We start from the raw sequence: 23,094 nt of genomic DNA, 5'->3' as shown, positions 1-23,094 counted from the left end.
TTATCCTAATACAACCTACGTACGTTTATGCACATTTAAGGGGCAGTGTCACTAGCAAAAGGAAGGATATGGTAAAGTAACTTCAAGCTATACTGAACAAAATACGTGGTTTTAAGATTAGTGGCTAACTTATTGAAAATTTGTAAGTAAAAGGGAGGATACTCAAAATGAAACATGACTTCCTTATAGCTGGAGGAGGGATAGCTGGATTAACAACAGCCATTGCATTACAGAAAGAAGGCTATCATGTTAAAGTTCTTGAACGTGTCAATGAATTAAAAGAGGTTGGGGCAGGGCTCGGCCTGGGTGCTAACGCTTGGAAAGGTCTTTCCCGTTTGGGGATCACTCATGACTTAGAAATGAAATGCAATCTTATCAAAAGCACAAAATTCCTTGATCACAAAGGGAATCTGATCAGTAAAATGGATATTGAACGGCTTAACGAGAAATACGGTGTCGCTTATTTTACTGTCCATCGGGCAGATCTCCAAAAAGTACTCGCTCAACACCTTAAACCTGGTACGCTGGAATTTGGAAGAAAAATCGTCCATGTCGATCAAAATGAAAAGGGAGTTACAGCGTATCTGGAAGATGGGAGTAACATGATAGGGGATGCGCTGATAGCAGCAGACGGCATCCATTCCACTATACGGAAAATCTGCTTTCCCCACATAAAGCCACGTTATTCAGGTTATACATGCTGGCGTGCTGTTGTAGAAGTACCTAAAGAAAAGTTCTTATCAGGAGAATTTACTGAAACATGGGGTGCAAAAGGGCGATTCGGTATTGTTCCTTTAACAAATCACCAAATATATTGGTTTGCCTGTGTCAATGCCCCTTATCAAAGCAAAGCGATGTCCGCTTTTACAACGGATGATTTGTATCATCTATTTCGTGATTATCATTCCCCTGTATCAGAAATCATCAAATGGTCAAGGGACGAAGACCTTATATGGAACGACATCATTGATTTAAAACCTATAGAGCGCTTTAGTTTCAATAAAATACTGCTTATAGGGGATGCAGCTCATGCAACTACCCCCAACATGGGACAAGGAGCTGGTCAAGCGATTGAAGATGCAATTATACTCAGCCAAGTTTTAAAGAATAAAAGAAACCTGGAAGATGCTTTTGTTGAATTTAAGAATGTACGAATATCAAAGACGAAAAAGATAGTCAATGTGTCATGGCGAATAGGAAAAGCAGTACAGTTAGATCATCCCCTCCTCATAAACATTCGTAATTCCATCATGCGAATGCTGCCATCTAAAATCCAAGAAAAACAATTAGAATCAGTCTTCCAAACGGATTTTTGACGTTTATGTCCCGGCCATTCACCAAGGATTGAATGCAAGCAGTATGAAAGTAAAACTCTCAGTGCTATTACAACCTTAAAACTACTATACGTAATCAGAGTGGTAGATTTTAGCATATGTGGATATTAAAAGGGCAGGATTGTTGTATTTATTCTTATGAACACCGGCAATTTATCTGGACAATGACGGTGATGATGGCTTCACTGATGACTAATCTGACGATGATTATAATGGCTGCCGGTGTTGGATTAGTGAGACAGGTTTGAAAACGTTACAGCCGAATATAAAATTAAAAAATAGCCGGAATAAAACTAACTTTAGAGTTTCGACGTTTTCCGACTGTAATAGATTTATAAACTATTACGGGAGGAGAGATAAAAGAACGATGAAACAAGGGAAGAGGTATTCTGGATGATTCAAGATCTGTACAAAAAAGAATGGAGTATAACGGATATTACGGAAAAAAATGGGCGTCAGCTGCCCACGATAGCCTGGAGTGGAGCGTTAAAAACTTTGCGATAAAACCATAACTTTTATTTAATGATGAAATATTTTGCCTTTGGTTAATTTGGTAGGCATTCATTTGTGGCAGGCCCTGCTGTGTAGAAAAAGATCACCACTAAACAACTTCAAGCAGGGTCTACTTTTTTGTCTGCCAAACTTATAAAAAATACCAATAAATGGGTATTGAGGTCAAGCTGGACCAATGATCAGCCGGTAAGCTTCAAAAGTAAAACATCTATAAGTAGAAAATAAGCTGCCAAATCTTTTTTAAAGGGCCATGATACTAAGTGAAGTCTCTTTTAAACGAAATCTTCATGTACCTTTGTTCCTGACTATGGAATAGATATATTTTAGCAGCTTGTCCATGCAAGCTGCTACCGCAACCTTGTCCTTTTTAGGGTGAGGTTGTTTTTATATTTGTAATAATCATCTTCAATGTTCCAATCAAAGGCTGGTTACATCCCCGCCTCATGATCCTTTTCATAATTGGCTGATAGATTCGCGGGTGCCAATATTGGAGTTAATAGTTTTTCAGTGATAGGCATAAAGAAATTAAGTAGGAGTCCTCCTAAAGCAACAGTTAATAAAGTTCCGACTCCAATAGGACCATTGAATATGAGTGCCATTATTAAGAATACAAAGTATATGAAGGTTCTTGAATACAATATGCTCGTACGCATTAATTCTTGAATGATTAAGGTTAATCGGTCAACCGGAATTGGAGCGAAATTTGTATGTAAATAGATGGCTGTTCCAAGTCCTACGACCCCTAAGCCGATTCCAAAACAAACCGCTTTGCTGTACCACTGCTCCGGTGTAACCCAATCGTCCAACAAAAAAAGCCACGTATCAATGCCTGCACCCGCGATAAATGCTGTTAACAACCCCAACATTTCAGGTCTTTGTTTTTTTAATAATGAATTGCAGCAAATCAACAGAAAAGCAATAATAATTTCCCAGCTTCCCACTGTTAGCCCCACATTTTTGGACAATCCTACCAACAGTGCATCAAAGGGTGAGGTTCCCAGGTCGGAAAGTATAGTAAAAGAAATGCCGAGGGTTAAGATTAAAATTCCTAAGACATAAAAAGCGTATTTTATTTTGCCGGAGTTGGAGTTTGTCATTTTTTTAAGTACTTCCTTTTTTTATTAAAATAAGGGATTTCTATTTGCAAAAGTCGGAATACTTTTATGTTGCAATTACAATATAATTAGTATACATTAAATATATACCACTTTTGTTGCATTTGCAACAAAAATACGTATGTAAGGAGTCAAATCATGACAGAAATTCTTCGTGAAATCGGCATGATAGCAAGGGCTTTGGATTCGATAAGCAATATCGAATTTAGAGAATATGACTTGACGAAAGGACAATATTTGTATTTTGTCCGAATATGTGAAAACCCTGGGATCATTCAGGAAAAGTTGGCTGATATGATTAAAGTTGACCGGACTACCGTCTCTCGTGCCATTAAAAAGCTTGAGAAAAATGGTTTTATTGAAAAGAAAGATGATCCGCATAACAAAAAAATCAAAAAACTTTTTCCTACAGAGAAAGGGCGTAAGATTTATCCATTTATAAAAAGGGAACATGATCATTCAAATCGAGTTGCACTAGCCGGATTTACTGACACAGAAGCAGAAACCATCCTCCATCTTCTTCAAAGAGTAAGGAAAAATATTGAAAAGGATTGGGAATTTGTAAAAAAGGGGAACAAGAGAAATTATTGATTGTCAAAAGGAGCGTACCTTCAAATGACCATATGTATAAAAAAGTGTACATGCAGTGAAGTACTGAAACTCCAAAAAATCAGTTTTGAAACATTTCAGGAGACCTTTGAGAAACAAAATTCACCAGAACATCTGAACACCTATTTGGAAAGAGCCTTTAACATACAACAAATGGGAAAGGAGTTATCCAACCTTTCTTCGGAATTCTATTTTGTATATTACCATGATGAAGTTGCCGGATATGTAAAGGTGAATATGAATGATGCACAATCTGAACATATGGGAGACGAGTTTCTTGAAATTGAGAGAATTTATATAAAAAGCTCTTTTCAGAGGCTGGGGCTTGGTAAACGGCTGTTAAAACATGCAATGAAATTAGCAAAAGAATACGGGAAAAAGAAAATATGGCTCGGTGTATGGGAGAAAAATGAAAGGGCCATTGCCTTTTATAAGGAAATGGGGTTTGTCCAGACTGGGACTCACTCTTTTTATATGGGGGATGAACAACAAACGGATTTTATCATGGTCAAAACACTTGAAGAAGATCAAACATGGAGTTAAGAAATTTTTTTTGTTTTCCACCTTAAACGAGGAAAACGAGCTGCCTTCATCTTGCATAATGTATAAACATGTGAAATAATATCGGTAACTGAATAAAAAAGTTTTCTAGGGTTCCGCAGCCATGTTGCTGGTCTGGTCCAAGGGAAAACTCACAGCATGTGCTGTGCCACGGACGGATAAAAGCCCAGGAGATTCTTTAACAAGATCTCCTGGGCTTTTTTCGTTTAAACCTTAATAAAAAGGGAGGTGTTCGTAAATGAATATAAACTGGGTGAAAGTGTTGATTGCCGCTCTGTTTGAAGTATTGTGGGTCATTGGTTTAAAACATGCAGATGACTTTTGGACGTGGACGGGAACAGTGATTGCTATCATCGTCAGTTTTTACTTGATGATTAACGCTGGCAGAAAACTTCCGGTTGGTACGGTATATGCCGTTTTTGTCGGACTCGGTACTGCAGGGACTGTTTTATCGGATATTGTATTTTTTGGTGAACCATTAAAGGCAGCTAAAATCATCTTAATTTTGGTTTTATTGACGGGGGTCATCGGATTGAAATCAGTGACTCATGACAACGTTCATAAAGGAGTGGATTCTTAATGGCATGGGCATCTTTGGTTTTAGCCGGATTATTTGAAATGTTTGGTGTAGCCATGATTCATACATTGCATCGGGATCGTAATTGGCAGTCACTCTTATGCTTGATTCTGGGATTTGGAGCCAGTTTCCTTTTGCTCGCATATGCCATGAAAACAATATCTATGGGAACAGCTTACGCTATTTGGACTGGTATTGGTGCATCAGGCGGGGCCTTATTGGGAATGATCGTATATGGTGAGTCGAAAGACTGGAAAAGGATTGTTTTTATAGCAATGATTTTGGGTGCAGCGATAGGGTTAAAGTTCATCTCGTAATGATCATCAGTGTACTTGGTCTGCGTCAGAAAGGACGCAGCTGGTGTTAGCTTCAGATGGTTTATATGATCTTTTGGTAATTGTACCTTTTCGCATGTCAGATTGCATTATACAATATGTATATCGATGATGAACTGCCAACAGTCGAGTTTGACAAAGGAGAAGATCTGCTATGTACGTACCTAAACATTTTAAAATGGATGAGGAAGAAGCCATTTATGATTTTATTGAAAAACACAGCTTTGCTATCTTATTTTCTCAGCATAACCAGGCACCTTATGCCACTCATCTTCCACTCACACTAAATAAAAGTGAACATGCGCTATACGGACATTTTTCCCGTCCCAACAAACAATGGAAGGATATCAAAAATCAGCAGGTTCTCGTAGTTTTTCAAGGGCCGCACAGTTATATTTCACCTTCATGGTACGAGACGATGAAAGCCGTCCCTACATGGAATTATGTAGCTGTCCACATATATGGCACAATGGAATTGATTGAGGATCAGGAAGTCATCTTTGATTCGTTAAATGATATGGTGAACAAATATGAAAGCCGGAATAGCCCCTATCATTTAAGTAAAGTAGACTCTGAATTTTTAGATCGAATGAATAAAGGGATTGCGGCGTTTAAAATAAACATTGAAAAAATAGAAGCGAAAGCTAAATTAAGTCAAAACCACCCTGAGGAACGCCAAAAATTAATTATTAAGCACTTGGAAAATACTTCTGACCAAGATAACTTACAAGTAGCAGCACTTATGAGAGAAAACTTAAGCAAACGTAAAAATAGTTAACCGCCCGGCAATCAAAGAGAGGATGTATCACGCCGGAAAAATAATTTTTATCATAAATCAAGAAGGGCAGAGATTACAGATTGAATATCTCTTCTAAAAATCCTTCCAAGGACGAGAGGAACGGGGGTATGAGGATGAATTATGGAATTGTTCAAACAATGGAGTGGCGGCGGTCCTTAAGAAATCAGGGATTAAACTGGCCAGTAGAGGATATAAACGTAAAAAGAATGATAGACCATGCAGATTTGATTGTAACGGCCGGAAACAACGGACAACTGGTGGGGTAGCGAGAGCCATAACCGATTACTCCTATTGTTGTTAATTGTCAGACCTTACTGTGGCTGGCGGTTACCAACTGCGTGAATTTGGAAAAAATCTTATTCGCTGTATTCAAGAGAAACTGGGTGAAGAGGTTGCATGATTGTTGATCTCATCAATTGATGCCACTGGATATGATCCTAAGATCGTTTTGAAAAGGCAGATCATGCATTCGTCATCAGACGAAAACGGCAAATGAGGTAGACCGTAAAAAGAGTTATTCTGGTACAGAGGACCATGGAATTGGAACCTCCCCCGTCCTGAGAAGAACGGGGGAGGTTATATGCGGGGTTCATATAGCTCCACAAAATTGATTCATTTTCAAATTATTGGATCTATCCGCCGGTAACTGATTTTCTCGGTGCAAACCAGCCGATGAGGGCGATGCCTACCAATACCCCATAAAAGATGAGAGTCCAAACGGTACTATGTGGAAAATCATGATCTATGACACCAATATCTTCATGGGCAAGGGTAATCACAGCAAGTTTAACACCAACCCAAGCAACAATGGCATAAGCCGTGGTTTCCAATGCCGGCCGTTTTGCAAGAAGTTTCACAAACCAAGTCGCTGCAAACTTAATCAGTATCAATCCTGCGATTCCTCCAATGACAACGACAATAAATTGTCCACCATCCATTCCGCCGATATTACCAAGTGGTGAATCCGGAAGACCAAGGGCCAGAGCAACTGCAGCCAGAATGGAATCAATTGCAAAAGCAAGGTCTGCCAGTGCAATCTTTCCTACTGTAGGCCAGAATCCTTTACCGGCCGCGGCTTTCTCATCGTCCTTATGAATTTTCTTATTTGCTTTTCCTAACCTGGCTTGAATAATATGTTTTAAACCCAGGTATAAAAGATATGCCGCTCCGATTGCCTGAATCTGCCAGATGTTTGCGATAAATGAAATGGCAAAAAGAGCAATGAAACGGAAAGCAAAGGCCATCATAATTCCATAATTGATTGCCTTTCTTTTCTGATCTTCTGGTAAATGTTTTGCTATTACTGCTAGTACTAGGGCATTATCAGCAGATAACAACCCTTCCAATCCAATGAGTATTAATAATGTCCACGCGTATTCAAGCCAAAGTGTCTCCATCCCTTAACTCCTTTTGCAATAAATAAATTATCTTAAAGAATAGAATTTCCCATTAAGCACGAAGAAAACCAATTATTTGGCTGAAAGTGTAAGATGATTCTTTCTTCTTTTTATTTTATTCGAAAACTTTATGGGATAAGTCATTTAATAGTAATATTCCTTAGTTTCCTCCAAATCAAACCTCTCCTCATTAAGTAGGAATTTTCAGGAAGTATCATTTGCTGACATTAACAAACCAAGAATGGAATATTTGAGCTTAATATGGAAGTGTCAGTTGCGTGTACTGTTTCCGGCAGTGCGTTTCTTTAGAATCAGACTGGATGTTGGTATATGTTAAAATGGATGTAAGTCATTGGTCAGCAGCCAAAGAATCCGCAAGGGAGTTGGTTTTGAATGATTTTAAACAATGCAAAGCTTTATGGCCAAGAAGGCAAATGGAATATTCATATGGAAGACGGGTACATACGATCTATTACCCCGGCTGAAAAGGAAATAGAAACAGATGGAAAAAAAGTCATTGATCTGGAAGGGAAAATCATACTGCCTCCTTATGTGGAACCGCATATCCATCTGGATTATGTCCTGACAGCGGGAACACCTCGATGGAGCAAAACAGGTTCTGTCTTCGAGGGCATTGAAATTTGGTCAGAACGGAAACAAATGATTCACGAAACAAAAGATGATTTGAAAAAACGTGCATTAAAAGCGATAAAAATGCAGTTGAAACACGGTATTCAATATATTCGAACTCATGTGGATGTGAGTGACCCGTCATTAAAAGGGTTAGAAGCATTGCTGGAAGTCAAAGAGGAAATGAAACCATGGGTGGATCTTCAGCTTGTGGCCTTTCCTCAAGAGGGGCTTTATACAAGACCGGATGGAGAAGAATTACTCATTCAAGCAATTGAAATGGGAGCCGATGTTATTGGCGGCATCCCACATTATGAATTAACGCGCGAAGATGGGGTCCGTTCAGTTGTGAAGGCGCTGGAACTTGCCGGAAAATATGATAAACTTGTCGATATCCATTGCGATGAGATTGATGATGATCAATCAAGATATGTGGAAGTCCTTGCAGGGGAAACACTGAAACTGGGGATGGGTGACCGTGTGACTGCAAGTCATACAACCGCGATGGGATCATATAGTAACGCATACACTTACAAGCTGTTCCAAACCTTGAAAAAGGCGAACATTCATTTCGTCGCTCTGCCAAAAGCCAATTTACATTTGCAGGGCAGATTTGACAATTATCCGATTCGCCGAGGACTGACAAGGGTGAAAGAGTTATTAAGTGAGGGTGTTAATGTATGCTTTGGCCTTGATTCTATTATGGATCCTTGGTATCCGCTTGGCGATGGAAATTTAATGCCAGTCGTTGATGCCGGGCTGCATGCCTGCCATATGACAGATCATAAACACATTGTAAAAGCGCTGAACCTGATAACCATCAATGGAGCCAAAGCTTTAGGTATTGAAGATGGATACGGTGTAAAGGAAGGAAATCAGGCAAATCTTATTGTGATAGATGCGGATTCTGAGTATGAGGCAATACGGACACAGGCACAAGTTCTATACTCCATTCGTAACGGAGAAGTGATGGTTAAAACGAAACCTTCAGAAACAACCATGAATGTCCGGGCTTTCGAGTAAAGCGTCTCAGATTTTTACGGAGAGCAGATGATTTTTACAGTAAAATGGCTGGCATCCCAAGTAATGCGAAGAGGATCCGCTATTGGCTGTAAAGCCATTTATGTGAAAAGTTATAGATTACGGGCGCCTGAAACATTCATTCGGATGCCTGTTTGGTTTGTCGTACGGCATTGATGAAAGAACAAAATCAAAAATCATGATGAAAATCGCCCTGCATCAGTATATAATGAATGCAGCTTACATTTTGCCGATTGGAAAGGATAAGAGGGATGAGCAGTAAACAAATACAAGTATCTCTGAACCCTGAGGAGAAAAATATGGGAAAAGTGTTGTGGCAATTAACACGCCCTCATACGTTAACGGCGTCATTTGTACCGGTTTTTATTGGAACGGTTTTGGCGATGTTTTACGTGGATATTCAAATATGGCTATTTTTGGCCATGCTATTGGCATGTCTCCTTATTCAAATTGCAACAAACCTGTTTAATGAATATTATGATTTTAAACGTGGGCTGGATACAGAAGATTCGGTAGGTATTGGGGGAGCCATTGTCCGTCACGGAATGAAACCGAGAACGGTTTTGCAATTAGCACTAGCTTTATATGGATTGGCACTTATGCTGGGTATCTATATTTGCACCAATAGCAGCTGGTGGCTGGCTGTCATTGGACTTGCAGGAATGGCAATCGGCTATCTATATACTGGGGGGCCGTATCCCATCGCCTATACCCCTTTTGGCGAACTTTTTGCCGGAGTGTGCATGGGCTCGTTTTTCATCTTGATTTCATTTTTTATTCAGACAAACACAATTACCGCACAAAGTATTCTGATATCCATACCGGTAGCCATTCTTGTCGGGGCAATTAACCTGTCAAATAATATCCGCGATATTGAGGAAGATACGAAGGGCGGCCGCAAGACATTGGCCATCCTGATGGGCCGGAAAAAAGCAGTATATTTTTTGGCATTCTTATTTCTTGTGGCTTATTTATGGGTGACTGGTTTAGTCATTGCAGGGGTAACGAGCCCTTGGCTATTTTTAATATTCCTTAGTATCCCAAAACCCATTCAGGCCATCAGAGGGTTTATACACAGTGAAAACCCGATGAACATGGGAAAAGCCATGAAGGCAACAGGTCAAACGAATACTATTTTTGGCTTTCTGATGTCTGTCGGTTTATTCATAAGCTACTTGGTATAATTGAATAAATAGGAAATAAGGTGAACGATTCAGCTACGTTCACCTTGTTTTATAGAGTCATTGAGTCTCCAAAAAGTCATATGATTTCTTCAGACTTTCTTTTATTAAATTTATGTGGTATAATTTATTCTTGCACATTTCGAAAGAACTTGAATAACCCAAAAAATTAGGAGTATGGCGTTCTACATGTAATGAAAAACTTAATCACACTGGATCGGCTTCGGAGCCGAAAGGATGTATGAGAGGCAGGGCATACGTCGTTTAGGTAATAGAACCTGACCGCGGCAATTGATTTAAAATAGAGCAAGTTTATATATATTCGAAAATGTGAAAGTCACCACGTGCCGGGTGGCTTTTTTGGTCTTTAAGGTTGCTGGAATAGCGGAAAGAAGAATAGGCAAAGTAAGCTATTCCTCATCTCTCGCATGCATACCCATCCTTATCTCGATCCATTTTATCCTGATAGGCCGAATGGCCTTTTGGTACTCCATCAGGGTAGACCTTCCTCAGCTCTGTGCAATTTTGAAAAACTGTCTTACTGCTGTTTCCGGCTTTGTTATGGCTTGAGGAATCCACACCAGAAGTGTCTGGCGAATGATTTGAAGAATCTTTAAATCCGGAATCCGTGGCATAGTTTTCAATTGACCATATTCCCGCTTCTTTGGCCTTTGCCTTGTTTTGTGCCTCTTCGAATGGGGTCAAGTGTCTGGTATTTGGCGGATAAACATATGCGACCCGTGCTAATCCCTCTTCCAATAAGGTCTCCTGTACACTCTTGCCATCCACGTATACATATGCCAGCAAGCGTCCGTATTTATCTACACGCTCTCCGATATCAAATTCCAAAGCTACTTCACCGCTTGATAAAAGCTGCTTGTTTCGTTCTTTAGCCTCTTCTCCAAATGGCTGTTTTCCTAATCGGGGATGATTTGTTTCAGGCGTGTCAATCAGCAGATAGCGTACATTTTCTTCTTGCCCCTGATATAAAACTTTAATTGTGTCTCCGTCGATCACTTTGACTAATGTGACAGGGACCAAATCTGTTGTCCCTGTTGTATCTTTTGTATTCTTTTCAACGGACTTTTCGCCAGTGGCAGACTGATTTTCTGCCGGCAGTTTTTCGGTTTCTGAACCTTCATCCTGATCTACTGAAGGGGCGATGTCTGTACACCCGCTTAATGTAAAAAGGCTGACCACCAGAACAGGAATTGTTATTTGAAACCTCTTGCCGGAAAATATTGCCTTGAAAATCATGCGAAATCGTTCGACAATAATGGCTGACATTTGTTTCCTCCATCTTTATGTAACTGAACAACAATGATTATTTTAACAGCCATTACAATAATATCAACACTTATAAGGAAAAAGGACAAATGAAAATAAAACAGGGAACAGCATGCGCTATTCCCTCAAAGAAATCATTTAGGCGTCCAGGATGGGAGCATCTTGTTAAGCGGTTTATCTTTACGATATCCGAGCACATAGTCAGCCTGCATGATTGTGTGGATCTCCCGAGTTCCTTCATATATAACCGGAGCTTTGGAATTTCTTAAATACCGTTCCACAGGATATTCGTTTGAATACCCGTATGCCCCATGAATTTGAACGGCATCATCAGCGGCTTTATTTGCAAAGTCACATGCTTGCCATTTGGCCAGAGATGTTTCTCTTGTATTTCTTACACCTTTGTTTTTTAGTTCACCTGCGCGGTATACGAGGAGCCTGCTCATTTGCAGACCTGCTTCCATATTAGCAATCATCTGTTTGACCAGCTGGTGTTCACCAATTTTCTTGCCGAACGTCTCCCGTTCGTGACAGTATTGAACACTGGCTTCCAGGCAAGCCATAATTTGTCCGCAGGCGCCTGCTGCGACAGTGAAACGGCCGCTGTCCAATGCGGACATGGCAATTTTAAAGCCTTCACCTTCTTCACCAAGTAAATTTTCTTTTGGTACTTTTATATTTTCAAAGAAGATCTCCCCGGTATTCCCGGCACGGATTCCCAGTTTTCCTTTGATGGCCTTGGATGAAAAGCCCTTCATTGTCCGTTCGACAATGAACGCAGAAATTCCATGATGTTTTTTGCTTTTATCTGTATAGGCAAATACAAGAAAATGATCTGCAACGTCACAGAGGGAGATCCACGTTTTTTGGCCGTTTAAAATATAGTAATCTCCATCTTTGACTGCTGTAGATTGAAGCGCCGCTACATCAGAACCTGCATTGGGCTCCGTTAAGCCAAAAGCGCCGATTTTTTCTCCTTTTGCCTGCGGTACGAGATATTTTTGTTTTTGTTCTTCAGTCCCCCATTGAAGCAAGGTCATGCTGTTTAGTCCTGTATGTACGGATACAGCTGTCCGGAATGCCGTATCTCCTCTTTCCAGCTCCTCGCAGACGATGGCAAGAGAGTTGTAATCCATTCCGCTCCCACCGTACTTTTCAGGAATGCATACGCCCATCAGTCCCAGCTTTGCCAAGTGGCTGATAATCTCGGGATGAAACTCACCCCTCTCATCCCATTCGGAGATATAGGGCATAATCTCTTTATCGACAAAGGTTCGTACTGTTTTTCTTAACATCACCTGTTCATCGCTAAAATCGAAATTCACCGACAACACCCCTTGTTAAGTAATGTGGTTTTTCTTTAAAAATCCGATCATATTTTCGTCATATCCAAGCTCCATTAAAATATCGTTTGTATGTTCACCGGCATCAGGCGGGTAATATCTGACTTTGGGCGGGGTTCTCGAAAGCTTTAATGGGCTCCCGATGATTTTGACTTTACCGGCAGTGGGGTGGTCAACGGTTTGAATGATCTTTCTCGATTGCAGCTGCGGATCATGTTCCAGTTGATTGATTGTTTGAATGGGGCCGCACGGTATATTATTTTTTCGAAAAAGATCGATCCACTCCTCGGAACCGGCTTCCATCAGACGTTTTTGCAAAATGGGTATGAGCGCATTTCTATTTTCCACCCTCTTTGGATTGGTTGAAAACTTCGGGTCTTTGGCCAGTTCGTCCATTTCTAATAGCTTGCATAATACAGCAAACTGCCTGTCGTTTCCAACGGCGATAACGATCTCGGTGTCTTTGGTGTCAAAAGTTTGGTAAGGAACAATATTCGGATGACTGTTCCCTGAGGGTTGAGGAATTTTCCCGGACATTAGATAATTACTGGCTACATTGATCAGGGCGCTGACCGCACTGTCATACAGGGCTATGTCGATCTTTTGACCGATGCCGGACTGCTTACGCTCCAGTAAAGCAGCTTGGATTCCTATGCAGGCATAAAGTCCGGTCAGGACATCTGTGATCGCCACTCCTGTTTTTTGCGGGCCGGAAGCCGGATCCCCTGTAATACTCATTAATCCGCTCATGGCCTGGATAATAAAATCGTACCCCGGGAGGTCTTTAAAGGGGCCGGTTTCTCCAAATCCGGTAATAGAACAGTAGATAATGCCTGGATGAATGGCTGTCAAAGATTCATAGGATAATCCAAGGTTTTCCATTGTCCCGGTTTTAAAGTTATGGATCACTACATCACTGTTTTTGACAAGCTTTTTAATAATGTTTTTTCCTTCTGGAGATTTTAAATTAACCGTAATGCTTTTTTTATTGCGGTTAGCACATAAGTAATAGGCACTGACTCCTTTTTGAAATGGCGGCCCCCACTTTCTTGTGTCATCCCCTCCGCCGGGGCTTTCGACCTTGATCACATCTGCCCCCAGATCACCTAATATCATTGTGCAAAAGGGGCCTGCCAATATCCTGGACAGGTCCAAAATCCTGACGCCTTTCAGTGCACCATCCAGTTCGTATCACACCTTTCTCTTGTTTATTACAAACATGTTCAAACCTGGATGATTAATTAACGGGCAAGGGGGTATATACGAATCAAGCGAAAAGATTGTGCTAGATTGTCCCATTCATCATTTATATATATTCTATAAAAATTTGAAATATTCCTTCATATAACTGTTCGATTTGATGAAGTGTTTGTCTTTCAGGTGTCAGCATGCTAAACTATTTACCATTAAAATATACCGGCCAGATTTTCAGCGGGATGTGTTAAATGTGGGTAAAGATAATATTATTTTATTTCCGGGATTGAAAAATCGCCTGTTTCGGTTCGGATTGGAGTATTTGCACGAACGCAAATTTGACGAAGCCGTTCAGCTGTTTGAGCAAGCGAAGGAAATTGATCCCGAATATGAGGAAGTGGAAATGGCGCTTGCAGTTGCTTATTATGAAAGTGGCAACTATGAAAAGGCAAAAAAAGCAACGGAAGAGATGCTTCATAAGGGAGCAGGGAATTACCATGAGATTATTGATCTATATGTGATGGTTCTTATGCAGTTAAATCTCCATACCGAAGTAGTGCATACGCTGGAAGCTTTGTTTGAAGAACAGCACGTTCCCCCTGAAAAGGAAGAACATTACCGTACGTTACTGGAGTTCAGCAAAAGAGCAATGGAACGGAAAGGCACTCCCAGGACAACTTCTGAAACAAAGCCAGATCTTTTGTTCAGTGAAGGAGACTTCAGGGAACAATTGCTGCAAATCAGTTCACTGGCAAGTAAAAACATCCAGCCTTATAAAGACGCTTTAATTCGCTTACTGAGAGATGACAAGGTACATCCATTTCTGCAGACAGCTGCACTGAATGTATTAATGGAACATCAAATTGAAACATCAGTGCAAATAAGGAAGTTTGATTTTGAGGGTGAGTTTATTCCGGCTAAACTTCCTGATGTTCATGAAATGCCTTTTTATCAGGAGGTGATAGTGAAACTCAATCAGATGCTTGAACATGAAAATCCCGTACTGCTTGAACAGCTGAAGGAAATGATACTCCGCCACCAGTTTCTTATGTATCCGTATGAATTTACGCCTGCAGACCCGATGCTTTGGGCAGCAGGATACAGGGGATTTGGCCATGAAATGTACGGAGAGAAATGGAGTATTGAGAAAACTGCCCAAACTTTTGAAGTGAATCTGCAAGATTTAGATTATGCGATTTCCTTTATTTTCAATTTAGAGCAACATTCACCTTCAACTGTTTAGCTTCTATACACTTTTAATAGTCGGAATGCTATGTTATAATGTAATGGTTATGCCATCCTTTGTCACATTATTAAATAAGCTATACATAAGAGAAAGCCGAGAAATGTAGTTGGAGGTAATGAATATGTCAGCAAAGTGGGAAAAATTAGAAGGAAATAAAGGAGTCCTTACTGTAGAAGTAGACAGTGAGACTGTTAATAAAGGTCTTGATACAGCCTTTAAAAAAGTGGTAAAACAAGTAAACATCCCGGGTTTCCGTAAAGGAAGAGTCCCTCGTTCACTTTTCGAAAAGCGTTTTGGTGTAGAATCACTTTACCAGGATGCATTGGATGCTATTCTTCCTGAAGCCTATACGTCTGCCGTAGAAGAAACAGGTATTGAACCAGTAGATCAGCCAGAAATTGATATTGAGCAAATGGAAAAGGGAAAAGAGCTGATCTTCAAAGCGACAGTGACGGTCAAACCCGAAGTGAAACTGGGTGAATATAAAGGACTTGAAGGCGAAGAAATGGACACAGAAGTCACTGACGAAGAGGTTGAAAAGGAATTGAAGTCACTCCAGGAACGCCAGGCTGAGCTCGTCGTCAAAGAAGAGGGAGAAGCTGAAGAAGGAGATACAGTGGTTATTGACTTTGAAGGTTTCGTTGACGAAGAGGCGTTTGAAGGCGGAAAAGGTGAAAACTATTCGCTGGAATTGGGTTCCGGAAGCTTTATTCCCGGGTTTGAGGAACAGCTTGTGGGTGTGGAAGCAGGAGCTGAAAAAGAGGTCTCCGTTACTTTCCCTGAGGAATACCATGCCGAAGAACTGGCTGGAAAACCAGCTGTATTTAAAGTGAAAGTCCATGAAATTAAAACAAAAGAACTTCCTGAGCTTGACGATGAGTTTGCAAAAGATGTCGATGAGGAAGCTGAAACTCTTGATGAGTTAAAAGCTTCTATTAAAGAGCGCATGACAAAGGATAAAGAGCATGAGGCAGAGCATAAGCTCCGTGATTCCTTAGTTGAAAAGGCTGCAGAAAATGCAGAAATTGATCTGCCGGAAGTTATGGTGGAAAACGAATTGAACAACATGATGAGAGAGTTCGAACAGCGCTTGCAAATGCAAGGAATGAACTTGGATCTTTACTATCAGTTCTCCGGCCAGGATGAAGAAGCTCTTAAGACTCAGATGAAGGAAGATGCAGAAAAACGCGTTCGTATGAATTTAACGCTCGAAGCCATCGCAAATGCTGAAAATCTTGAGCCTTCTGAAGAAGATGTGAATAATGAGCTTCAAAAAATGGCTGATATGTACAATATGAATGTGGAAGATATTAAAAAAGCATTTGGTGGCAATACTGATCAAATACAGGCAGATCTTAAGATTCAAAAAGCCGTCGACTTTTTGGTTGAAAACAGAGCCGGAGCATAAATAAAAATTAACATAAGTTGGAATACTCAACATAGTTATAAAACAAGGCGCGGGTGAAATCGTGCCTTGTTTTACCATAAGTAGATGTACAGGTTTTCATACATAACCCTCATCACTAACACTTATGCAATCGTTCAATTACCTGTACTGAGCCAAAAATTGTATTTTTTCTTAAGAAATATGCTACAATGCAAATACATAAACACCTGTAACTTACGATAAGGCTAAGGTCTAGTTAATAAAAGGGGTGAGAGTTCATTGTTTAAATTTAATGAAGAAAAAGGACAGTTAAAATGTTCTTTTTGCGGTAAGACTCAAGAACAAGTTCGTAAACTGGTCGCTGGGCCAGGTGTATATATATGTGACGAGTGTATTGAACTCTGCACAGAAATTGTGGAAGAAGAGCTGGGTACTGAAGAGGAGTTTGAATTCAAGGATATTCCAAAACCTCGGGAGATCCGAGAAATACTCAATGACTATGTCATCGGCCAGGAACAGGCAAAAAGAGCCCTTGCTGTGGCGGTTTATAATCATTATAAGCGGATTAATTCCAATAGTAAGATTGATGATGTGGAACTGTCCAAAAGTAATATTTGTCTCATCGGGCCGACGGGAAGCGGTAAAACGCTTCTTGCCCAAACGCTTGCACGGATATTGAATGTACCATTTGCGATTGCGGATGCTACCTCATTGACCGAAGCGGGGTATGTGGGTGAGGACGTTGAGAACATCCTGTTAAAACTGATCCAGGCTGCTGATTATGACGTGGAAAAAGCAGAGCGGGGCATCATCTATATTGATGAGATTGATAAAGTGGCCCGTAAATCTGAAAATCCATCGATTACCCGGGATGTTTCAGGGGAAGGGGTTCAGCAGGCGCTTCTGAAAATCCTGGAAGGAACAACTGCCAGTGTTCCTCCACAAGGAGGAAGAAAGCACCCGCATCAGGAATTCATTCAAGTTGATACAACGAACATTCTCTTTATTTGCGGCGGTGCCTTTGACGGGATCGAGCAAATTATTAAACGCCGCTTGGGGCAGAAAGTCATTGGATTTGGCTCAGAGAACAAGGGAGAAGAGGAAGAAAAAAATCTATTATCAAAGGTACTTCCGGAAGATCTTCTGCAGTTTGGCCTGATCCCGGAGTTTATCGGACGCTTGCCGGTCATTTCAAGCCTTGAGCAGCTCGATGAAGAAGCGTTGGTCGAGATTTTAACCAAACCGAAAAATGCCCTTGTCAAGCAATATCAGAAAATGCTTGAGTTGGATAATGTTGAGCTTGAGTTCGAAGAAGAAGGTCTGCGTGAGATTGCCAAAAAGGCTATCGAACGGAAGACGGGTGCGCGCGGTCTGCGGTCCATTATCGAGAGTATTATGCTTGATATCATGTATGATCTGCCGTCCCGGGAAGACATTAAGAAATGTATCATTACAAAAGAATCTGTCGTTGATGAAATGCCGCCAAAGCTTATTCTTGAAGACGGCACGGTTTTAAAGGGTACAGCGTAATAAGAAGATCCAGGAGGCCCGTCCCTTCTGGATCTTTTCGTCATTTTGGCCGTATGTTCTCGTCAGCGAGTATGTGTATTGTCTTAACAACGAAGAAAATGTCTTAGTGATGCCTGCGTACGGGAAAGCATAGCTTCAGGACACAAGAACTACATAAATGGAGCATGATATCCTGGATGAATATTTGTGAGTTTCCCATACGGCCACAATGCCCGGCGGCTTCATTTCAATTTGCCAATCTTGCACAGGATTGGTTTTCTTTTTCGTTTATTCCTGGTCACCTACGGAGATACTACCCATATGCTTGAATGTGTGATCAGGAGGTAATATGATGAATTGGACTGTCGTCGTTTTATTCATTCAATTGTTTTTTGGAACCGTGATTGGCCTATATTTTTTCAACTTGTTGAAGAATCAGAGGAGTAACAGGGTAACCATTGATAAAGAATCAAAAAAAGAAATGGAGCAATTGAGGAAGATGCGCAGCATCCACTTGACTGAACCCCTGTCCGAGAGAGTGCGTCCGTCAAGCTTTGAAGATATTGTCGGACAGGAGGACGGCATAAAAGCTTTGAAGGCAGCCTTATGCGGTCCGAATCCCCAACATGTTATTATTTACGGTCCCCCCGGTGTCGGGAAAACAGCAGCAGCCCGGCTTGTACTGGAAGAAGCCAAGAAGCATAAAAACTCTCCTTTTCGCCCGTCTGCCGTGTTCGTGGAGTTGGACGCTACAACAGCCCGATTCGATGAACGCGGGATAGCGGACCCTTTGATCGGTTCAGTCCATGACCCTATTTATCAAGGTGCCGGTGCGATGGGGCAGGCTGGCATTCCCCAGCCCAAGCAAGGAGCTGTTTCGAATGCGCACGGCGGCGTTTTATTTATAGATGAAATTGGTGAACTGCATCCGATTCAAATGAACAAACTGCTCAAAGTATTGGAGGATCGCAAGGTCTTTTTGGAAAGTGCCTATTACAGTGAAGAGAACAACCAAATCCCGATGCATATCCATGATATTTTTCAAAAAGGCCTGCCTGCAGACTTCCGGCTCGTTGGCGCCACAACAAGGACTCCAAGTGAAATCCCGCCTGCTATAAGGTCCCGCTGCATGGAAGTTTTCTTTCGGGAACTTGATCGAAACGAAATCAAACAGGTGGCACGTAACGCGGCCGACAAGGTGAATTTATCCATAAATGAATCCGGCTTGTCCATATTGGCCTCCTACGCTGCAAGCGGTAGAGAAGCAGTCAATATGGTTCAGATTGCAGCAGGCTTGGCCATCACTGAAAAAAGATCAGATATTTTGGACTCTGATATTGAATGGATCATTGAAGCAAGCCAGCTGGCACCGAAATATGAAAAAAAGATCGGTTCCCATCCTTCCATTGGTATCGTCAATGGCCTGGCCGTTACAGGGCCCAACAGCGGGGCTCTCTTGGAAATTGAAATAACGGTCATACCGGCTCAAGAAAAAGGCACGATTACCATTACAGGGATTGTTGACGAGGAGAGTATTAATGGCCAAGGAAAATCCATCAGAAGAAAAAGCCTGGCCAGGGGCTCACTGGAAAATGTCATTACTGTGCTCCGATCGATGGGAGTTCCGGCGCATCAATACGACATTCACGTAAATTTCCCGGGCGGTATACCTATTGATGGTCCTTCTGCAGGGATTGCAATGGCTGTGGGAATTTATTCTGCTATTTATAAAATACCGGTAAAACATACAACTGCCATGACAGGCGAAATTGGAATTCAGGGGGATATCAAGCCGATTGGAGGTGTAGCAGCCAAAGTGAAAGCGGCTAAATTGGCAGGAGTGGAAGAAGTATTCATTCCCTTAGAAAACATGCAGTCCACCCTCAAAAATATAGAAGGCATTCAAATTATCCCTGTAAATAGAATTGAAGAAGTTTTGAAAAAATCTCTGATCAGCAACACGGACCATGATTTCGTTTTTACAGAATTGTTTGAGGGAAAGAGTAAAAAGAGTGTATAGAGTATCAGAAGCCTGTTCCTCGACATGACCTAACCTTTTAAGCTAAAATTGGGTTATCTCATCGAGAGGTTTATATGTACAGTGGGTATTTCTGGGAGGTGTACGACTGTGACGAAACAAAAAGATGCGTTCGTCCCCCTGCTTCCATTACGCGGCATGCTTGTTTTCCCGACAATGGTTTTGCATCTTGATGTGGGAAGGGAGCAATCCGTCAATGCATTAGAGCAGGCGATGCTCACCGACCATATTATTTTTTTGACGACTCAAAAAGATACTGCAGAGGATGAGCCCGGTGAGGACGACGTATATAAAGTAGGAACATTAACAAAAGTAAAGCAAATGCTAAAGCTGCCAAATGGCACAATCCGGGTTCTTGTTGAAGGGTTGTCAAGAGCCGTAATGAAGGAGTATATCGTAAAAGATCAATATGCTTCCGCGACTCTTGCTCTCTTTGAAGATGAAACGGAAAAAGATTTGGAAATTCAGGCTTTAATGAGAAAGATGCTCGAATTTTTTGAGCAATATATCAAGCTGTCCAAGAAAATTTCAACAGAAACATTTGCAACCGTTGCTGATATGGAAGAACCTGGAAGGATGGCAGATATCATTGCTTCACATTTGCCGTTGAAATTGCAGGACAAACAGGAGATTCTGGAAACATTTGATGTGAAAGAACGGCTCAACAAAGTCATTGAAATTATTCATAATGAAAAAGAAGTTCTCAATCTTGAAAAAAAGATTGGACAGCGAGTTAAGCAGTCCATGGAAAGAACCCAAAAAGAATATTATTTGCGTGAACAAATGAAAGCCATTCAAAAAGAGCTTGGTGAAAAGGAAGGCAAAGTCGGTGAGGTTGCAGAGCTGACTGAAAAAATTGAGAATGCCGGTATGACAGAGCATGCAAAAATGACTGCTCTCAGAGAGCTTGACAGATATGAAAAGGTCCCTGCTACTTCAGCTGAGAGTGCTGTGATCCGCAATTATCTGGACTGGCTGATTTCACTGCCTTGGACCAAAGTGACCAAAGATGATTTGGATATAAAGAAAGCGGAAAAAATTTTGGAACGTGATCACTATGGACTTAAGCATGTAAAAGAGCGGGTACTGGAGTTCTTGGCTGTCAAACAATTGACTCAATCGTTAAGAAGTCCGATTCTTTGTCTGGCAGGACCTCCTGGTGTTGGTAAAACAAGCCTTGCCCGTTCCATTGCGGAATCGATGGGCAGGAATTTTGTCCGGATCTCTCTCGGAGGAGTCAGGGATGAGTCTGAGATTAGGGGACACAGACGGACGTATGTAGGTGCCATGCCGGGGCGGATTATACAAGGGATGAGAAAAGCGGGCACGATTAATCCGGTTTTTTTACTTGACGAAATAGATAAAATGTCCAATGATTTTCGTGGCGATCCTTCTTCCGCCATGCTGGAAGTACTGGATCCCGAGCAAAACAAGACGTTTAGTGATCATTATATCGAGGAAACTTATGATCTTTCTAAAGTTATGTTTATCGCTACAGCGAATGATTTGGCAACGATTCCGGCTCCCTTGCGAGACAGGATGGAGATTATTACAATTGCCGGTTATACAGAGTTGGAAAAGCTTCATATTGCGAAAGACCACTTGCTTCCAAAGCAAATAGAAGAACATGGGCTGACAAAAGGACAGTTGCAATTAAAAGAGGATGCGATCATCTCCATTGTCCGCTATTATACACGAGAAGCAGGAGTCAGAGAGCTGGAGCGCCAGCTGGCCGCTATTTGCAGAAAGGCTGCAAAAATCATTGTATCGGGAGATCGAAAAAGGGTTGTGGTGACCGCCAAGAACTTGGAAGAACTGCTCGGAAAGAAAAAATACCGATATGGTCAGGCTGAGCTTGAAGATCAGGTGGGCGTTGCTACAGGACTGGCGTATACTACGGTTGGAGGGGACACGTTACAAATCGAAGTTTCCTTAACACCGGGTAAAGGCAAGCTGATATTGACCGGTAAGCTTGGAGACGTCATGAAGGAATCCGCCCAGGCTGCCTTCAGCTATGTACGAGGAAAAGCAGAAGACCTTGATTTAGAAAAAAACTTTTATGAAACATGCGATGTCCATATTCATGTACCGGAAGGCGCGGTTCCCAAAGATGGACCGTCCGCCGGCATTACGATAGCAACTGCACTGGTCTCGGCACTGACCGGCCGTCCGATCAGAAAAGAAGTGGGGATGACAGGAGAAATTACTCTTCGTGGCAGGGTGCTGCCAATTGGCGGATTAAAAGAAAAATCCATGAGCGCCCATCGAGCCGGTCTCACAACGATTATTTTCCCTGAGGACAACGAAAAGGATTTAGAAGAAATTCCAGACAGTGTAAAGCAGGATCTAAGCTTTATTCCAGTCACACATATGGATGAAGTTCTGAAACATGCTTTGGTAGGAGAGGCTAATGAAAGTTAATAACGCTGAAATGGTCATCAGTGCTGTAAAGCCTGAACAATATCCCGACGATGGTCTGCCGGAATTTGCACTTGCCGGCAGATCCAACGTTGGAAAATCATCTTTTATTAATAAAATGATCAACCGTAAGAGCCTGGCCAGAACTTCTTCCAAGCCGGGAAAAACGCAAACCCTGAATTTTTATAAAATTGAAGAGTCTCTTTTTTTTGTCGATGTACCGGGGTATGGTTTTGCTAAAGTGTCCAAGAAAGAGCGTGAAGCCTGGGGACGGATGATCGAAACCTACTTGACCACAAGAAAAGAGCTTCGGGCCGTACTCCTGATCGTGGACCTTCGCCATCCTCCAACAGAAGACGATGTCATGATGTACGACTTTCTTAAGTATTACGAGATCCCTTGTATTGTTATTGCTACAAAAGCCGATAAAATCCCAAAAGGAAAATGGGCAAAACATGTAAAGATCACAAAAGAGACGTTGGATCTGGATCCTGCGGATGAGATTGTAACATTTTCGTCTGAAACCGGTGAAGGAAAGGATCTATCGTGGAAGATCTTGGGGAAATACTTATAAAAAAGT

The 23,094-nt window shown here is 41.5% G+C and carries 20 protein-coding genes and 1 riboswitch; of the genes, 15 read left to right on the top strand and 5 right to left on the bottom strand.

Translation table 11 applies throughout. From position 1 onward, the window contains the following. Nucleotides 1-167: 167 nt before the first annotated feature. On the top strand, nt 168-1,316 hold the full coding sequence (locus ACFSCZ_RS02475) for an FAD-dependent monooxygenase (RefSeq protein WP_380772149.1): 1,149 nt from the start codon (nt 168-170) through the stop codon (nt 1,314-1,316). Between the two features lie 959 nt (nt 1,317-2,275). Here ACFSCZ_RS02475 and ACFSCZ_RS02470 read toward each other — a convergent pair. Then, the gene (locus ACFSCZ_RS02470) at nt 2,276-2,920 is read right to left on the bottom strand and encodes a YczE/YyaS/YitT family protein (protein ID WP_380772180.1); all 645 of its coding nucleotides are present in this window, start codon (nt 2,918-2,920) and stop codon (nt 2,276-2,278) included. A 180-nt stretch (nt 2,921-3,100) separates the two neighbouring features. On the opposite strand from ACFSCZ_RS02470, the gene ACFSCZ_RS02465 reads away from it, so the two are divergent. The 6 genes from ACFSCZ_RS02465 to ACFSCZ_RS02440 all read left to right on the top strand — a co-directional run bounded on the left by ACFSCZ_RS02465 (nt 3,101) and on the right by ACFSCZ_RS02440 (nt 6,109). Continuing rightward, the gene (locus ACFSCZ_RS02465; RefSeq protein ID WP_380772148.1) at nt 3,101-3,553 is read left to right on the top strand and encodes a MarR family winged helix-turn-helix transcriptional regulator; all 453 of its coding nucleotides are present in this window, start codon (nt 3,101-3,103) and stop codon (nt 3,551-3,553) included. A 24-nt stretch (nt 3,554-3,577) separates the two neighbouring features. Next, nucleotides 3,578-4,114: a spermidine/spermine N(1)-acetyltransferase gene (gene paiA, locus ACFSCZ_RS02460; protein ID WP_380772147.1), complete on the top strand. Its 537-nt coding sequence runs from the start codon at nt 3,578-3,580 to the stop codon at nt 4,112-4,114. Nucleotides 4,115-4,208: 94 nt separating this feature from the next. Continuing rightward, nucleotides 4,209-4,307: riboswitch (guanidine-I (ykkC/yxkD leader) on the top strand. A 63-nt stretch (nt 4,308-4,370) separates the two neighbouring features. Next, nucleotides 4,371-4,712, top strand: a complete 342-nt coding sequence (locus ACFSCZ_RS02455) for a DMT family transporter (RefSeq protein WP_380772146.1) — start codon at nt 4,371-4,373, stop codon at nt 4,710-4,712. Next, complete coding sequence (locus ACFSCZ_RS02450; protein ID WP_380772145.1) at nt 4,712-5,026, top strand: DMT family transporter; 315 nt, start codon at nt 4,712-4,714, stop codon at nt 5,024-5,026. Before ACFSCZ_RS02455 ends, ACFSCZ_RS02450 begins: the two co-directional genes overlap by 1 nt. 172 nt (nt 5,027-5,198) lie before the next feature. Next, nucleotides 5,199-5,822 (top strand): FMN-binding negative transcriptional regulator, encoded by a 624-nt coding sequence (locus ACFSCZ_RS02445; protein WP_380772144.1) that lies wholly within the window; start codon nt 5,199-5,201, stop codon nt 5,820-5,822. 134 nt (nt 5,823-5,956) lie between these two features. Then, nucleotides 5,957-6,109 carry a hypothetical protein gene (locus tag ACFSCZ_RS02440; protein ID WP_380772143.1) on the top strand — a complete coding sequence of 51 codons (153 nt, stop codon included), beginning with the start codon at nt 5,957-5,959 and terminating at the stop codon, nt 6,107-6,109. Between the two features lie 366 nt (nt 6,110-6,475). Here ACFSCZ_RS02440 and ACFSCZ_RS02435 read toward each other — a convergent pair whose 3' ends face one another. After that, on the bottom strand, nt 6,476-7,240 hold the full coding sequence (locus ACFSCZ_RS02435; protein WP_380772142.1) for a TerC family protein: 765 nt from the start codon (nt 7,238-7,240) through the stop codon (nt 6,476-6,478). Between the two features lie 393 nt (nt 7,241-7,633). Here ACFSCZ_RS02435 and codA point away from each other — a divergent pair, with 393 nt between their 5' ends. Then, nucleotides 7,634-8,893 carry a cytosine deaminase gene (gene codA / locus ACFSCZ_RS02430; protein WP_380772141.1) on the top strand — a complete coding sequence of 420 codons (1,260 nt, stop codon included), beginning with the start codon at nt 7,634-7,636 and terminating at the stop codon, nt 8,891-8,893. 269 nt (nt 8,894-9,162) lie between these two features. After that, complete coding sequence (locus tag ACFSCZ_RS02425; protein WP_380772140.1) at nt 9,163-10,095, top strand: 1,4-dihydroxy-2-naphthoate polyprenyltransferase; 933 nt, start codon at nt 9,163-9,165, stop codon at nt 10,093-10,095. A 414-nt stretch (nt 10,096-10,509) separates the two neighbouring features. On the opposite strand, the gene ACFSCZ_RS02420 is transcribed toward ACFSCZ_RS02425, so the two are convergent. The 3 genes from ACFSCZ_RS02420 to ACFSCZ_RS02410 all read right to left on the bottom strand — a co-directional run bounded on the left by ACFSCZ_RS02420 (nt 10,510) and on the right by ACFSCZ_RS02410 (nt 13,907). Beyond that, nucleotides 10,510-11,379 carry a thermonuclease family protein gene (locus ACFSCZ_RS02420; RefSeq protein ID WP_380772139.1) on the bottom strand — a complete coding sequence of 290 codons (870 nt, stop codon included), beginning with the start codon at nt 11,377-11,379 and terminating at the stop codon, nt 10,510-10,512. A 134-nt stretch (nt 11,380-11,513) separates the two neighbouring features. Then, nucleotides 11,514-12,704 carry an acyl-CoA dehydrogenase family protein gene (locus ACFSCZ_RS02415; protein WP_380772138.1) on the bottom strand — a complete coding sequence of 397 codons (1,191 nt, stop codon included), beginning with the start codon at nt 12,702-12,704 and terminating at the stop codon, nt 11,514-11,516. Nucleotides 12,705-12,719: 15 nt separating this feature from the next. Further along, nucleotides 12,720-13,907, bottom strand: coding sequence for a CaiB/BaiF CoA transferase family protein (locus ACFSCZ_RS02410; protein WP_380772179.1), 1,188 nt, complete (start codon nt 13,905-13,907; stop codon nt 12,720-12,722). Between the two features lie 262 nt (nt 13,908-14,169). On the opposite strand from ACFSCZ_RS02410, the gene ACFSCZ_RS02405 reads away from it, so the two are divergent. From ACFSCZ_RS02405 to yihA, 6 genes are all read left to right on the top strand, one after another. Further along, nucleotides 14,170-15,159, top strand: coding sequence for a tetratricopeptide repeat protein (locus tag ACFSCZ_RS02405; protein ID WP_380772137.1), 990 nt, complete (start codon nt 14,170-14,172; stop codon nt 15,157-15,159). Nucleotides 15,160-15,283: 124 nt separating this feature from the next. After that, nucleotides 15,284-16,570 carry a trigger factor gene (gene tig, locus ACFSCZ_RS02400; RefSeq protein WP_380772136.1) on the top strand — a complete coding sequence of 429 codons (1,287 nt, stop codon included), beginning with the start codon at nt 15,284-15,286 and terminating at the stop codon, nt 16,568-16,570. A gap of 258 nt (nt 16,571-16,828) precedes the next feature. Beyond that, nucleotides 16,829-18,079: an ATP-dependent protease ATP-binding subunit ClpX gene (gene clpX, locus ACFSCZ_RS02395; protein ID WP_380772135.1), complete on the top strand. Its 1,251-nt coding sequence runs from the start codon at nt 16,829-16,831 to the stop codon at nt 18,077-18,079. A gap of 331 nt (nt 18,080-18,410) precedes the next feature. Beyond that, nucleotides 18,411-20,078: an ATP-dependent protease LonB gene (lonB, locus tag ACFSCZ_RS02390; protein ID WP_380772134.1), complete on the top strand. Its 1,668-nt coding sequence runs from the start codon at nt 18,411-18,413 to the stop codon at nt 20,076-20,078. 156 nt (nt 20,079-20,234) lie between these two features. After that, nucleotides 20,235-22,517, top strand: a complete 2,283-nt coding sequence (gene lon / locus ACFSCZ_RS02385) for an endopeptidase La (protein WP_380772178.1) — start codon at nt 20,235-20,237, stop codon at nt 22,515-22,517. Beyond that, complete coding sequence (yihA, locus tag ACFSCZ_RS02380; protein WP_380772133.1) at nt 22,507-23,088, top strand: ribosome biogenesis GTP-binding protein YihA/YsxC; 582 nt, start codon at nt 22,507-22,509, stop codon at nt 23,086-23,088. The genes lon and yihA overlap by 11 nt, the downstream gene beginning before the upstream one ends. The last annotated feature ends 6 nt before the right edge of the window (nt 23,089-23,094 follow it).

The organism is Siminovitchia sediminis (assembly GCF_042680885.1).
In the GTDB taxonomy this organism is placed as follows: Bacteria; Bacillota; Bacilli; order Bacillales; family Bacillaceae_C; genus Siminovitchia; species Siminovitchia sediminis.
Note: the sequence above shows the minus strand (reverse complement) of the source record. Positions and strands in the feature narration are given on the sequence as shown.